Here is a 14301-nt window from a genome sequence, read left to right as displayed (position 1 = left end):
CCGGGCGCACCAGCATGCCCGGAGCTATCGGGGCATAGACTGGGCTTATGGGTGACGACGGAGCGGCGGAGGCGACGGAGGACGGCGGGCCTGCCGCTCCGGACACCGCCGCGCCCGGCCCCCGTAACGGCTACGCCCCGCACACCGACGCCCCCGCCCTCCCGCACCGCGTGCCCGAACTGGGCGCGCTCCAGCTGCTGCTCGCGGTGGCGCGGCTCGGCAGCCTCGGTCGCGCGGCGCGCGAGACGGGCGTCAGCCAGCCCGCGGCGAGCAGCCGTATCCGCGCGATGGAACGCCAGCTCGGCATCGTGCTGCTGGAGCGCTCACCGCGCGGGTCGCGGCTCACCGGCGACGGGGCGCTGGTCACGGACTGGGCGCGGCGCATCGTCGAGTCCGCGGAGGTCTTCGACGCGGGCGTGCAGGCCCTGCGCGGCCGCAGCGGCTCACGGCTGCGGGTGGCCGCGAGCATGACGATCGGCGAGTACCTGCTGCCGGGCTGGCTCATCGCGCTGCGCGCACGGCACCCCGACACCGAGGTCGCGCTCGCCGCCGGGAACTCCACGCTGGTCGCCGAACGGCTCCGGGCGGGCGAGGCGGACCTCGGCTTCGTCGAGGGGGTCGCCGTGCCGCACGGGCTCGACGGCGCCGTGATCGCCCACGACCGGCTGGTCGTCGTCGCGGCACCGTCCCACCCGTGGGCGCGCAGACGGCGGCCCTTGACCGCCGCCGAACTGGCCGCGACCCCGCTCATCCTGCGCGAGGAGGGATCCGGCTCCCGCGAAGTGCTGGACGCGGCGCTCGGCCGGCCGGCCGAGCCGCTGCTGGAGTTCCCGTCCACGACCGCCGTCAAGGCCGCCGTCGTCGGGGGAGCGGGCCCCGCCGTGCTCAGCGAGCTGGCCGTCGGCGAGGAACTGGTCGCCCGCCGCCTGGTTGCCGTCCCTGTCGCGGGCGTCGAACTGCGGCGCGCGCTCCGTGCCGTATGGCCGCGCGGGCAGCGGCCGCGCGCCGGGCCCGTACGCGACCTGCTCGCCCTCACCCGCGCGGGCCCCCGCACGTAGGCCTGGCGGGCGCCAAATCCAGCGCGTCCTGTCTGTGCGGACGGCCTCGGCCGAATCCAGCCCGTCCGGCGTTCGAGGACGGCCCCCGGCCACGAATCACGTGTGCTCGGCCGCGCGCCGGGCCCGGAACCAACCGTGGCCGCCCCGGCCCGTCCTCAGTCGCCGGACAGGCTGGAAACGCGCGCCGCGCGCTCCGTGAGCGCGCGCATCACGCGTACGTCCGTTCCCGCCTCCGGGTGCCACTGCACCGCCAGCGTCCAGCCCGCCGCGTCCGGCGCCTCGACTGCCTCCACGGTGCCGTCCGCCGCATGCGCGCAGGCCACCAGCCCGTCGCCGAGCCGGTCGACGGCCTGGTGGTGGTACGTGGGCACGGTGAGCTCGCCGGGCAGCACGCGGGCGAGTTCGGTGCCGGGCACGGCCCGTACGGGGTGTTCGCTGAACACGCCGGGCGGCCCGACGTGCCCGTCGAGGTGCTGCCGCAGGGTGCCGCCGCGGACGACGTTCAGAAGTTGCATGCCCCGGCAGATGCCGAGCAGCGGCAGCCCGCGCTCCTGTGCCGCCTCGATCAGCGCCGACTCCCAGGCGTCCCGCTCCCGGTTCGGCGGGCCCGTACGCGGCTCGGGCTCGGCCCCGTACCGTACGGGCTCCACGTCAGGGCCGCCCGCGATCACCAGCCCGTCCAGCCGGGCCACCACCGAGGCGGCCGCGTCCGGCGCGCCGTCCGGCGGCAGCAGCGCGGCCAGGCCGCCCGCGCGCTGGACCAGCTGGTGGTAGCCGGTGGGCAGCAGCGCCGCGGGCAGCTGCCACACGCCCCAGCGGGCGTCGGACTCGAGGTAGGTGCTGACGCCGATGAGAGGCGCGGACAAGGAGACCTCCGGGTGGTGGGATACGAGAGGGCCGGTCACCGTTCCAACTCTGCCTCGGCCGCCGCCAGCGCCGCGAACTCCTCCTCCGGCGCCGCGGCCACCAGCCGGTGCCGGCTGTAGAACGTGAAGTAGCCGACGGCCACCACGTACAGCACCAGCGCGATCCCGGCCGCCTTCGGGTCGACGAGGAACGTGGCGACGACGGCCGCGCAGGCGAGCACGAAGGCCACCGACGAGGTGACGACGCCGCCCGGGGTGCGGTACGGCCGGTGCAGCTCCGGCTCGCGGCGGCGCAGCACGATGTGCGACAGGGACATCAGGACGTAGCTGATGGCGGCGCCGAAGACGGCGATGTTCAGCATCCGCGCCCCGTCCCCGGTGGCCGCCGCCAGCCCGAAGCCGATGGCGCCCGGCACCAGCAGCCCGAGGTACGGCGCCTTGCGACTGCTGGTCAGGGAGAGAAACCGAGGCAGGTAGCCGGCCCGCGAGAGCGCGAACAGCTGCCGCGATCCCGCGTAGATCAGCGAGAAGAACGAGGCGACGAGCCCGGCCAGGCCCGCGTAGTTGACGATGCGGCTGAGCGTCGTCGGGTCGCCGCCGGTGGCCGTCTCCAACGCGGCGACCAGCGGGTTGTCGGCGTCCTTCACCGCGTCCGAGCCGGCGGCGCCTGCGGCGGGCAGCAGCGTGAGCAGCGCGAGCAGGACGAGGATGCCGATCGCGATGGCCATCGCCTTCGGCAGCGTACGGACCGGGTCCTTGGCCTCCTCGGCGGCCAGCGGCACCCCCTCGATGCCCAGGAAGAACCACATGCCGAACGGGAACGCCGCCCAGATGCCGAGCAGCCCGAACGGCAGCCACGACCCGGAGCCGAACGCGTCGCCGTCCACCGCCACGTCGTTCAGCGAGCCAGCGTCGAAGTGGCTGAGCGCGCCCACGCTGAAGACGATCAGCGCGGCCACCGCTATGCCGGTCACCACGAAGCTGAAGCGCAGTGCCTCGCCGACGCCCCACAGGTGGATGCCGATGAAGAGGGCGAAGCAGGCGAGGTAGACGGGCCACCCGGACTCCAGCCCGAAGAGGCCGAGCGACTCGACGTAGCCGCCGATGAACACGGAGATGGCGGCGGGCGCGAGGATGTACTCGATGAGGATGGCCGTGCCGGTCAGGAAGCCGCCCCAGGTGCCGAGCGCGCGGCGCGCGAACCCGTAGCCGCCGCCGGCGGTGGGCAGGATCGAGGAGAGCTCGGCGAGCGAGAAGACCATGCAGGTGTACATCAGGCCCATCAGCACGGTGGCGATGGCGAGGCCGCCGAAGCCGCCCTCGGCGAGGCCGAAGTTCCAGCCCGCGTAGTCGCCGGAGACGACGTACGCGACGCCGAGCCCCGTCAGCAGCAGCCAGCCCGCGCTGCCCCGGCGCAGGGTGCGGCGCTGGAGGTACGCGTCCTCCTCGGGGGCGTGCGGGCCGCCGGCGCTTCCGGCACCCGCAGCACCAGCGGTACCCGTGGTACGCAGCTCGGTTTCCTCGGACATGGGCGGCTCCTGCCCTGAGAGGGTCATTGGTGTGAGCCCATACCTTTGTGCGGGGGAGTGGTGCTGCGCAACCCCTGTGCCGTTACGAGTCGGGGTCGGCCGGCCGCCCCGGCGCGCCCGGTGCGACGGCTGCGTGTCCGTGATGTTGCGCCGCGTCGCCGCCCCGCGCTCGCGCCCCCGCCGTGAGCGCCCCGCGGTGAGCGCGGCGCACCCGCCCCGGCTCAGAGCAGGAAGCCCCGCAGCAGCGCCGCCGTCCCCGCGCAGTGCTCCCGCGCCACCTCGCGCGCACCGTCCGCGTCGCCGTCCAGTACGGCGTCGACGAGCGCGGTGTGCTGGTGCTGCGCGTGCTCCAGGTTCCGTACGAGCAGCGGGATGCGGTTCAGCAGGTCGTTGACGGTGGCGCGGACCCCCGCGTACTGCGCCGTCAGCGACGGTGAGCCCGCGAGCTCGACCAGCGTGAGGTGGAAGAGCGTGTCCTGCCGCCGGTAGTCGGACAGTGGCGCGTCCCGCGTGCGGTCCAGCGCCGCGCGCACCTTGTCCGCGCCGCCCGGCGGCAGCCCCTCGCCCGCGCACAGCCCGGCCGCGCCGACCTCCAGGACCTCGCGGAAGCGCAGCGTGTCCTCCACGTCCACGTCGGCCAGCCGCCGCCGCAGCCCGTCCGCCGTGCTCTCCGCGTCCGCCTCCGGGTCCCAGGCGTGCCGTACGAACGTGCCGCCGTACCGGCCGCGCCTGCTCTCCACCAGGCCCTGCTCCTGCAGTACGCGGAGCACCTCGCGCAGGGTCACGCGGCTGACGCCGAGCCGGTCCGCCAACTCCCGTTCCGACGGCAGCCGTTCGCCGCCCGGCACCAGTCCGAGGCGGATGACCTGGAGTATCTGCTCCAGCGCCTCCTCGAAGCCGTTGCCCGCCCGCACCGTGCGCAGCACCGGCGCCAGCGGATCGGGGGCGGCACCCTGCTGGGCGTCGTTCACCGCACGCACCTACTTCCCAATCAAAGGTTTCTGGACATACCTTATGACCCCCAGCCATCCCGCAGGAGGCCCCCGTGGCAGACCGAACACCTCCGCTCTCCCTCGACACGCTCCGCAGGCTCGTCGACACGGGTGAGATCGACACCGTCGTGCTGACGTTCACGGACATGCAGGGCCGCCTGCAGGGGAAGCGCTTCGCCGCCCGGTTCTTCCTCGACGACGTGCTCGACCACGGCACCGAGGGCTGCAACTACCTGCTCGCCGTCGACGCCGACATGAACACCGTCGGCGGCTACGACATGGCCTCCTGGGAGCGCGGCTACGGCGACTTCGCCATGCACGGCGACACCGCCACCCTCCGCCGTACGCCCTGGAACGAGGGCACCGCCCTGCTCACCGCCGACCTCGCCTGGCACGACGGCTCCCCGGTCGCCGCCTCGCCGCGGCAGATACTGCGCCGCCAGCTGGACCGGCTCGCGGAGCGCGGCTGGACGGCGTACGCGGGCACGGAGCTGGAGTTCATGGTGTTCGAGGACACCTTCGAGGCGGCCTGGAGCAGCGGCTACCGCGGCATGACGCCCGCCAACCAGTACAACGTCGACTACTCCGTGCTCGGCACCGGCCGCGTCGAGCCGCTCCTGCGCCGCATCCGGAACGAGATGGCCGTCGCGGGCATGACGGTGGAGTCCGCCAAGGGCGAGTGCAACCTCGGCCAGCACGAGATCGCGTTCCGCTACGACGACGCCCTGACCACCTGCGACCAGCACGCCGTCTACAAGACCGGCGCCAAGGAGATCGCGGCGCAGCAGGGCCGTTCGCTGACCTTCATGGCGAAGTACGACGAGCGCGAGGGCAATTCGTGCCACATCCACCTCTCCCTGCGCGACGCGGACGGCGCCCCGGTCCTCGCCGACGAGGACGGCCCGTACGGCATGTCGCAGACCATGCGGCACTTCCTCGCCGGGCAGATCGCCGCGCTCCGTGAGCTGACGCTGCTCTACGCGCCGAACATCAACTCGTACAAGCGCTTCCAGCCCGGCTCGTTCGCCCCCACCGCCGCCGCCTGGGGCCCGGACAACCGCACCTGCGCGCTGCGCGTCATCGGGCACGGCCACAGCCACCGCTTCGAGAACCGCGTGCCGGGCGGCGACGTCAACCCGTATCTCGCCGTCGCCGGGATGATCGCCGCCGGGCTGCACGGCGTCGACGAGAAGCTGGAGCTGCCCGAGGCCTGCACCGGCAACGCGTACACCGGCGACGCCGAGCACGTGCCCGGCACCCTGCGCGAGGCCGCCGAGCTGTGGCGGTCCAGCGCGCTCGCCCGCGACGCGTTCGGCGAGGAGGTCGTGGCGCACTACGCCAACATGGCCCGGATCGAGCAGGAGGCGTACGACGCGGCCGTGACGGACTGGGAACGCTTCCGCTCCTTCGAACGCATGTAGACCGCTCCCCGGAGCGCACGCAGGCCGGGCATCCCCGGACGGTCAGCACACCCGAGCACAGCCAAAGGACCACCGTGCACGTACAGGACCAGCAAGAGAAACTCCAGGTCGTCAACCCGGCCACCGAAGAGGTCATCGCCACCGTCCCCGCCGTCTCCCCGCGGGAGGTCGACGCCGCGGTCGTACGGGCCGCCGCCGCCCAGGCCGGCTGGGCCGCCCTCGCGCCCGCCGACCGGGCCCGGCTGCTGCGCCGGTTCGCCGCCGCGGTGGACGGACACCTCGAGGAACTGGCGCAGTTGGAGGTACGGGAGGCGGGCCACCCGGTCGGCAACGCGCGCTGGGAGGCGGGCAACGTACGGGACCTGCTCGACTACGCCGCGGGCGGCGTCGAACGGCTCACCGGCAGCCAGATCCCCGTCGCGGGCGGCGTGAACATCACCTTCGCCGAACCGCTCGGCGTCGTCGCCGTCATCGCCCCCTGGAACTTCCCGATGCCCGTCGCCGCCTGGGGCACCGCCCCCGCGCTCGCCGCCGGCAACGCCGTTCTGCTCAAGCCCGCCGAGACCACCCCGCTCACCGCGCTACGGCTGGCGGAGCTGGCGCTGGAGGCGGGGCTGCCCGAGGGCCTGTTCCAGGTGCTGCCGGGGGAGGGGCCGGTGACGGGCACCGCACTGGTCGAGCACCCGCGCGTGGCCAAGGTCGTGTTCACCGGGTCGACCGCCGTCGGCCAGGAGATCATGGCCAAGTGCGCGGCGGGTGTGAAGCGCGTGACGCTCGAACTCGGCGGCAAGAGCCCGAACATCGTCTTCGCCGACGCCGACCTGTCGCTGGCCGCGACCGCGGCCCCCGGCTCGTTCCTCGACAACACCGGCCAGGACTGCTGCGCCCGCAGCCGCATCCTCGTCCAGCGCGGCGTCTACGACCGCTTCCTGGAGCAGCTGGAGTCCGCCGTGAAGACCTTCCGGGCCGGCGACCCCGCCGACCCGGAGACGCAGATGGGCCCGCTCATCTCGGCCGCCCAGCGCGAACGGGTGCGCGGCTACGTCCCGGAGGACGCGCCCGCGCTGATCCGCGGCCACGTGCCCGAGGGGCCCGGTTACTGGTACCCGGCGACCGTGCTCGAGGCGGCCCCCGGCGACCGTACGGCCGTCGAGGAGATCTTCGGACCGGTGGCCGTGGTGCTCCCGTTCGAGGACGAGGCCGACGCCGTACGCCTCGCCAACGACTCCGACTACGGCCTCTCCGGCTCCATCTGGACCCGCGACGTGGGCCGCGCGCTGCGCGTCTCGCGCGCGGTCGCCGCCGGCAACCTGTCCGTGAACTCGCACAGCAGCGTGCGCTACTCGACCCCGTTCGGCGGCTACCGCCGGTCCGGGCTCGGCCGCGAGCTGGGCCCGGACGCCCTGGCTTCCTTCACCGAGACCAAGAACGTCTTCCTGAGCACCGAGGAGCAGCAGTGACAGCAGCAGCCGACAACCCCGCAGCAGCAGCCACGGCCGCCGGCGAACAGCCCGTCTGCAGGCGGCTGGTGGGCCGTACGGCCGTGGTGACCGGCGCGGGCAGCGGCATCGGCCTGGCCTCCGCGCTGCGGCTCGCCTCCGAGGGGGCGCGGGTCGTGTGCGCCGACGTCGACACGGACCGCGGGAAGGCCGCCGCGGAGCAGACCGGCGGGCTGTTCGTCGAGACGGACGTGACGGACGAGGGGCAGGTCGAGGCGCTGTACAAGGCGGCGTACGACACGTACGGCTCCGTCGACATCGCCTTCAACAACGCAGGCATCTCGCCGCCCGACGACGACTCGATCCTCACCACGGAACTCGACGCCTGGCAGCGCGTGCAGCACGTCAACCTCACCTCCGTCTACCTCTGCTGCCGCCAGGCCATCCCCTACATGCGGCGCCAGGGCCGCGGTTCGATCATCAACACCGCCTCCTTCGTGGCCGTGCTCGGCGCCGCCACCTCGCAGATCAGCTACACCGCGTCCAAGGGCGGCGTGCTGGCGATGTCGCGCGAACTCGGCGTGCAGTTCGCCCGTGAGGGCATCCGCGTCAACGCCCTGTGCCCCGGGCCGGTCAACACCCCGCTGCTGCAGGAGCTGTTCGCCAAGGACCCGGAGCGCGCTGAGCGGCGGCTCGTGCACGTGCCGGTCGGCCGGTTCGCGGAGGCCGAGGAGATCGCCGCGGCGGTGGCGTTCCTGGCGAGCGACGACGCGTCGTTCGTGAACGCGACCGACTTCCTGGTGGACGGCGGCATCGCGGGGGCGTACGTGACGCCGCAGTAGGGGCACGGGGCAGCGGCCGTACGGGGGCCTGCGGGGCGCGTACGGGGCGTACGGCGCCGGGCGGTGGCGCACTTACGGCGTCTGGCGCGCCACTCGTACGTGTGTTGCCCTAGGGTTCTTTCTGTGACCATGACGACACCGCCCGGCTGGTACCCAGACCCAGGGCACACAGGCAACGGCCCCGCCCTGGAACGCTGGTGGGACGGTGCGACGTGGACGGAGCACACCCGCGCGCCCGGGTACCCGCTGATGCCCGGGATGCCCGGTACGCCCCCACCTCCGGGCAACCGCCCGCGCGGCCCGCTCATAGCCGGGATCAGCGCCGCCGTCGTCGTGGCCGCGGCGCTGGTCATCGGCAGCGTGCTGGTGTTCGGCGGCTCCGACGGCTCGGACGGCGAGGACGGCACTGCCAAGAGCAAGCCGTCGCCCACCGCGCCCGAGTCGCCCGGCCAGGAAGGCGCCCCCGAGGACGGCGGCCCGGACGGCGCGCCGGAGGACGGCGGGCCGGAGGAGGGCGGGCCCGATGCCGGACCGCCGCAGGGCGTCAAACTCCCGCTGCTCGGCGGCTGGGAGCGGTCACCCGGCGCGGCCGGCGCCGCGGTCACCACGGGCCGCTACGACTGCCCGGGCGAGAAGGGGCCGGAGTGCGTGCGCGGCGGCGCGACCGTCATGAACGCGCCGGGCGGCGGCTCACCCGAAACCGTCGCCAAGGCCGACATCAGCACCAACGCCGAGACCTCCTACAGCAAGGAGGTCTACGGCGGCATCGACTCGCACAAGCAGCTCGAGGCCGGGAAGGTGCAGGTCGCGGGCCAGGACGGGTACCGCGTCCGGTGGAAGATCGAGAACAGGGTCGAGCCGGACGCGTACGTGGAGTCCGTCGCCTTCGAGCACCCGGACGGTTCCGGCCAGATGCTCGTCCTGCGCACCGGCTTCGACATCCACGACGAGGCGCCGCCGCTCAGTGCCATGGACAAGATCGTGGAGGGCGTCACGGAGGGCACGGTCGAGGAGGACGACGGCAGCAGCGAAGACGTGTAGGCGCGCACCTGGCGGGTGCGCCCGGCCGTACCGTCACAGGAACGTCTGGCCCTCGCCCCGGTACGTCGGCACCGTCGCCGTCACCTCGCGCCCCTCGACCAGGTGCAGCTCCGCGAAACGCTCGCACAGCTCCCCGGACTTGGCGTGCCGGAACCACACCTTGTCGCCGATCAGCAGGTCGTCCGCCGCCGCGCCCAGCAGCGGCGTCTGCACCTCGCCCGGCCCCTCCATGGGGTCGTAGCGCAGACCCGCCGGCAGATACGGCTGCGGCAGCCGGTCCTTGCCCGGCGCGCCCGACGCCGGATAGCCGCCGCCCAGCACCGTGACGACGCCCACGCCGGGACGGCGTACGACGGGCTGCGCGAACAGCGCCGCCGCGCGGCCCGTGAAGGACGTGTACGTGTCGAACAGCCGCGGCACGAACAGCCCCGAGCCCGCCGCGATTTCGGTCACCGCGTCCTCCGCGGCCGTGTGCTGCACGCTGCCGGTGCCGCCGCCGTTGACGAACTCCAGGTCCGGCGCCACGGCGCGCACCGCCCGTACGGCCGCGGCCCGGCGCGCCGCCAGTTCGCGGCGCGCGGCGGCCTGCATCAGCCGTACGCCGCGGGAGCGCAGCGGACGGCCGGGCACGGCGTCGCCCACACCGGCCACGTGCCCCTCGTACGCCATCACGCCGACCAGCCGGAAGCCGGGCCGCCGGGCCACGGAGCGGGCGAGGTCGGCCAGTTCGGCGGGGGAGTGGAGGGGCGAACGGCGTGCGCCGATCCGTACTCTGCCGCCCAACAGCCGCAGTGAGGTGTCGAGTTCCAGACAGATCCGGATCTCCTCGCGGCCGCCGTCGCGCGCGGCGTCGATGAGTTCCAGCTGCCCGGGCTCGTCGACCATGACGGTCACGGCGCGGGCCAGCTTGGGGTCGGCGGCCAGTTCGGCGTACGACCGCCGGTCGGCCGACGGGTACGCGAGCAGCACGTCCGGCACGCCGGAGCGGGCCAGCCAGAGGGACTCGGGCAGCGTGTAGCTCAGCACGCCCTCGAAGCCGTCGCGGGCCAGCACCCGTTCCAGCAGCGCGCGGCAGCGCACCGACTTGCTCGCGACCCGGATCGGTTTGCCGCCCGCACGTCGCACCAGGTCGTCCGCGTTGGCGTCGAACGCCGCCACGTCGACGATCGCCAGCGGCGCGTCGAGATGCGCGGTGGCGCGGTCGTAACGGGACCTGTCGGCACTGAGATCCGCACTTGTATCGAACACCTGGGCAGCTTGCCAGAGCCGCACCCCGGCCGACAGCCCCCGCTCGGGTTGCCGGAAGCACCGGTCCGCCCCGTAGAGTGACGGCGCACGCCACGCCGCACGCGCACGCCACGCCGCAGCGGGTCGCGGCGTGTTGTCGGCAGTTCGAACCGGCGGTGCCCCGCGTGACGGGCGTTCGTGTGGGCGGCGCGAGGCGGGAGCGGGAGGGGGTACGGGTGAGCACGGACGCCGAACCCTCCGCAGCATCCCGGGCATCCAGGCCCACCACGTCCGCGCACATACCGGACGCTTCGGACGCACCCGAGAAACCCGCGGCGCCGCCGCGCCCGAAGGAACCTCCGCGCCCGGCCGGTCCGCCGCGCACGGAGCGAACGCGGGACCGCGAGGACCGGGGCGCGGACCCCATCCCGGAGGACGAACCCACCGCCCGCGTCGCACAGCGGCGCAAGGACGCACCCCGCACCGGAACACCGCGTACGCGCACGGACGAACCCCGCACGGGGTCATCGCCTACGGAGGCACCCCGCATGGACTCGTCGCGTACGGAGTCGCCCACGGAGGCGCCGCGTACGGAGTCGCGAGACGGATCGCGCACCGACGCACCCGGCACCCGTGCCGCGTTCCGCGACAAGCCTCCGTTCCGCGACGACCTCTTCCGCGACGGGCCCCCGCTCCGCGACGAGTCCGCCGAGCCGCCGCCCCCGCCGCCGCGCGCCGCCGACCGGCTGCCCGACGGGCCCGCCGTCCCGCCGCGCCGTACCACCCGGCGCCCGCCCCAGCCGGCGATGCCGCCGCAGCCACCGCCGCCCACCGGCGAGCCCATCACCGGGCCGCGCCGCACAGGCTCCGTGCCGTCCACCGGTACGGGCGGCGGTGCGGACGACGACGGCGGCCCGCCCACGTTCCGGCTGCGGCCCGTCCCGGCGGACGGTCACGCGCGCCCGCCGCTGCGTACGATCGCCGCCGTCGCATGTCTCGTGCTGGGTACGGGACTTCTCGGCGGTGTCGGCACCGGCATCTGGTTCACGGACGACGCGGACGCCAAGCCGGCCGCGGAGGCGGAGTTCGACACCTCCCGGCAGCTGTGGCACAACGTGCCCGTCGACAGCCTCTTCCCGCGCACCCTCAAGGGCGACGGCGCGGGCCCCGGCGGAGCCGACCGTACGTGGACGCGGGTCGCCGTCGCGCCGGACACCGACTGCCGCAACGCCTTCGACGCGCTGCTCGGCAAGGCGCTCGCGCCCGCGGGCTGCCACCGCCTGGTGCGGGCCACGTACGCCGACGAGACGAGCAGCAGCGTCACCACCGTCGGGATCGTGTTCACGAAGGCGGACGAGGACGGAATGCGGAAGCTGCGCGACCGGTTCGCCGCCGACAAGCTCGGCGAGCGGACCGACCTGATGCCCCGCGCGTACCCGGCACGCGGCACCGTCGCCGCCGACTTCGCCGACCCGCAGCGCGCGAGCTGGACCGTCAGCGTCCTGACCGACGCGCCCGCCGTCGTCTACGCGGTCTCCGGCTTCGCCGACGGCCGTACGGTCAGCGAACCGCAGCCCGCCGCCGACGCCACCGCCAGGGGCCAGACCTCGGCCGCCGCACAGGCCGGGCTCGGGCACGACGCCCAGAGCATCGCGGCCCGCGTCGAACGCGGCCTCCGCGCGGAGCTGCCCGGCAGCAAGGACCCGGAGAAGGCGTCATGACCACGAGCCGTCCCGCCCGCCCGTATGGGCCAGTCCGCCCGTACGGCGCCGTCCGCCGGAGGCTGCTGCGCCCGGCCGTCGTCGCGCTGCTGTGCGCGGCCGGCCCCGCGCTCGTGGCCGCGCCCGGCACCGCGTACGCCGCCGGCGAGGACATCCAGCAGCGCCAGTGGGGCCTCAAGTCGATCAACGCGCCCGACGCCTGGAAGACCACCAAGGGCGAGGGCGTCACCGTCGCCGTCCTCGACACCGGCGTGGACGCCGGCCACCCCGACCTCAGCGGCTCCGTCCTCGAGGGCAAGGACGTCGTCGGCTTCGGCGCCGGCCGCGGCGACTCGTCGTGGGCCCGGCACGGCACCGCGATGGCCGGGCTGATCGCCGGGCACGGGCACGGCGAGGACCGCAAGAAGGGCGTCATCGGGGTCGCGCCCGAGGCGAAGATCCTGCCTGTACGGGTGCTGCTGGAGGACGGTGACCCGCAGCGCGCGAAGGCACGCAAGTCGCGCGGCGGCGCGCTCGCCGAGGGCATCCGCTGGGCCGCCGACAACGGCGCCGACGTCATCAACCTCTCCCTCGGCGACGACAGCGGCTCCGCACACCCCGAGGCGCGCGAGGACGAGGCCGTCCGCTACGCCCTGCGCAAGGGCGCCGTCGTCGTCGCCTCCGCCGGGAACGGCGGCGAGGACGGCGACCACGTCTCGTACCCGGCCGCGTACCCCGGCGTCATCGCGGCGACGGCCGTCGACCGGCACGACGCCCGCGCGTCGTTCTCCACCCGCCGCTGGTACGCGACCGTGGGCGCGCCCGGCAAGGACGTGATCATTTCGGAGCCGGACCGGCGCTACTACGAGGGCTGGGGCACCAGCGCCGCCGCGGCCTTCGTCTCCGGTGCGGTGGCGCTCGTACGGGCGGCGCACCCCGATCTCAAGCCCGCCCAGATCAAGGAACTGATCTCGGACACGGCGCGGAACACCCCCGAGGGCGGCCGCAGCGACGCGCTCGGCACCGGCATCGTCGACCCCGCCGCGGCCATAGAGATGGGCGCGAGCGTCACGTCGAGCAAGCACGAGAGCGGCCCGCAGCCGTACCGGAAGCGGTACTTCGGCAGCGGACCCGACTCGGACGACGGCGGCACCGGCTGGCTCGCCCCCGTCGCGGGCGTCTGCGGCGTGCTCCTCATCGGCGCCGCGCTGGCCCTGCTGCGCGGGCTGCGGCTGCGCGTACGGGACCGGCTCCGGTTCCGGTAGGCACCACACCAGCCGACTCGTCGCGCGAGGCGCCCGATACCCTCGACCGCGTGGCGCTCAAGAACATCCCCGACCCCGGCTTCTCCGGCGACGACGGCTCAGCGGACCCCGCGCTGACCGGCGCCCTCGCCGCCTGGCACGCCGACCCCGCGGACCCCGCCGCGGAGCCGCGGCTGCTCGCCGCGCTCGCCGGGGCCCGGCTGCTCGTCCCGGTGGTCGCGGTGCTCGGCGAGGCCGAGACCGGCCCGGACGGCCTGCGCCGCGACAAGACCAGCGACATGGCGGTGCCCACGCTGACCGCACCCGACGGCCGCCGCGCGCTGCCCGCGTTCAGCTCGACCCGTACGCTCGCCCGCTGGCAGGACGACGCCCGCCCGGTCGCCGTACGGCTGCCGCAGGCGCTGCGGGCGGCGGCGCAGGAGGGCGCGGACACGCTGGTCGTCGACCTCGCGGGACCGGTGGCGTACGAGCTGACCGGCGCCGCGCTGCGCGCGCTCGCGCAGGGCCGTACGGCGGACCCGTCCGGCGGTGCGGGCGCCGGACCGCTCGACGACCCCGCCGTCGCGGAGGCGCTGCGCGCGCTGCTCACGGCCGAGCCGGACGTCGTGGCCGCGCACCTCGCCGCGGGCGGCGCGGACACGGACGGCACCCTGGCCCTCGCCTTCGCCCCGGACGCGCCGGTTCCGGCGGTCGCGCGGCGGCTGGCCGGGGCGCTGGCCGCGGACGAGGCGCTGCGCTCCCGGCTCGTACGGGGGCTGGACCTGGCCGTGCTGCCGCCCGGCAGCGCCCTGCCCGGCACGGCGCTCTACCGCCGCTGACCACCCGCGCTCAGCCGCCGTACACCCGTATGCCGCACTGCGCGTGCGTGCCCTCCGCCCCGCACCCAGACTCGGGGAGACGTCAGTCGCCAGCGCTGACCCA

Annotated in this window: 12 protein-coding genes; 8 read left to right on the top strand and 4 right to left on the bottom strand. The window is 74.7% G+C overall.

Annotated elements, in window-relative coordinates; all coding sequences use genetic code 11:
* Positions 1 to 47 precede the first annotated feature (47 nt).
* Positions 48 to 1058, top strand: a complete 1011-nt coding sequence (locus DVA86_RS05510; protein WP_208876249.1) for a LysR family transcriptional regulator — start codon at positions 48 to 50, stop codon at positions 1056 to 1058.
* Positions 1059 to 1213: 155 nt separating this feature from the next.
* Here DVA86_RS05510 and DVA86_RS05505 read toward each other — a convergent pair whose 3' ends face one another.
* The 3 genes from DVA86_RS05505 to DVA86_RS05495 form a co-directional block, all read right to left on the bottom strand.
* A complete protein-coding gene (locus DVA86_RS05505) occupies positions 1214 to 1924 on the bottom strand; it encodes a gamma-glutamyl-gamma-aminobutyrate hydrolase family protein (protein ID WP_208876247.1) in 711 nt (236 codons plus the stop codon).
* 35 nt (positions 1925 to 1959) lie between these two features.
* Positions 1960 to 3453 carry an ethanolamine permease gene (gene eat, locus DVA86_RS05500; RefSeq protein ID WP_208876246.1) on the bottom strand — a complete coding sequence of 498 codons (1494 nt, stop codon included), beginning with the start codon at positions 3451 to 3453 and terminating at the stop codon, positions 1960 to 1962.
* A gap of 221 nt (positions 3454 to 3674) precedes the next feature.
* On the bottom strand, positions 3675 to 4424 hold the full coding sequence (locus tag DVA86_RS05495; protein ID WP_208876245.1) for a FadR/GntR family transcriptional regulator: 750 nt from the start codon (positions 4422 to 4424) through the stop codon (positions 3675 to 3677).
* Between the two features lie 74 nt (positions 4425 to 4498).
* On the opposite strand from DVA86_RS05495, the gene DVA86_RS05490 reads away from it, so the two are divergent.
* From DVA86_RS05490 to DVA86_RS05475, 4 genes are all read left to right on the top strand, one after another.
* Positions 4499 to 5866 carry a glutamine synthetase family protein gene (locus DVA86_RS05490; RefSeq protein ID WP_208876244.1) on the top strand — a complete coding sequence of 456 codons (1368 nt, stop codon included), beginning with the start codon at positions 4499 to 4501 and terminating at the stop codon, positions 5864 to 5866.
* A 74-nt stretch (positions 5867 to 5940) separates the two neighbouring features.
* Positions 5941 to 7326 carry an aldehyde dehydrogenase family protein gene (locus DVA86_RS05485; RefSeq protein WP_208876242.1) on the top strand — a complete coding sequence of 462 codons (1386 nt, stop codon included), beginning with the start codon at positions 5941 to 5943 and terminating at the stop codon, positions 7324 to 7326.
* Positions 7323 to 8147 carry a 3-oxoacyl-ACP reductase gene (locus tag DVA86_RS05480; RefSeq protein ID WP_208876241.1) on the top strand — a complete coding sequence of 275 codons (825 nt, stop codon included), beginning with the start codon at positions 7323 to 7325 and terminating at the stop codon, positions 8145 to 8147. The genes DVA86_RS05485 and DVA86_RS05480 overlap by 4 nt, the downstream gene beginning before the upstream one ends.
* A gap of 129 nt (positions 8148 to 8276) precedes the next feature.
* Entirely contained in the window at positions 8277 to 9188 is a 912-nt protein-coding gene (locus tag DVA86_RS05475) for a DUF2510 domain-containing protein (RefSeq protein ID WP_208884411.1), read from the top strand.
* 33 nt (positions 9189 to 9221) lie between these two features.
* Here DVA86_RS05475 and DVA86_RS05470 read toward each other — a convergent pair whose 3' ends face one another.
* The gene (locus DVA86_RS05470; protein WP_208876239.1) at positions 9222 to 10436 is read right to left on the bottom strand and encodes an amino acid deaminase/aldolase; all 1215 of its coding nucleotides are present in this window, start codon (positions 10434 to 10436) and stop codon (positions 9222 to 9224) included.
* Between the two features lie 527 nt (positions 10437 to 10963).
* Between DVA86_RS05470 and DVA86_RS05465 the strand changes: the two genes are divergently transcribed.
* The 3 genes from DVA86_RS05465 to DVA86_RS05455 are packed head-to-tail and all read left to right on the top strand — an operon-like array spanning position 10964 to position 14198.
* Positions 10964 to 12136 (top strand): hypothetical protein, encoded by a 1173-nt coding sequence (locus tag DVA86_RS05465; RefSeq protein WP_245996353.1) that lies wholly within the window; start codon positions 10964 to 10966, stop codon positions 12134 to 12136.
* Entirely contained in the window at positions 12133 to 13380 is a 1248-nt protein-coding gene (mycP, locus tag DVA86_RS05460) for a type VII secretion-associated serine protease mycosin (protein ID WP_208876237.1), read from the top strand. The genes DVA86_RS05465 and mycP overlap by 4 nt, the downstream gene beginning before the upstream one ends.
* Before the next feature lie 50 nt (positions 13381 to 13430).
* The gene (locus DVA86_RS05455; protein WP_208876235.1) at positions 13431 to 14198 is read left to right on the top strand and encodes an SseB family protein; all 768 of its coding nucleotides are present in this window, start codon (positions 13431 to 13433) and stop codon (positions 14196 to 14198) included.
* The last annotated feature ends 103 nt before the right edge of the window (positions 14199 to 14301 follow it).

The organism is Streptomyces armeniacus (assembly GCF_003355155.1).
Classification (GTDB): Bacteria; Actinomycetota; Actinomycetes; order Streptomycetales; family Streptomycetaceae; genus Streptomyces; species Streptomyces armeniacus.
The sequence above is the reverse complement of the archived record's forward strand: the minus strand, read 5'-3'. Positions and strand labels throughout refer to the sequence as shown.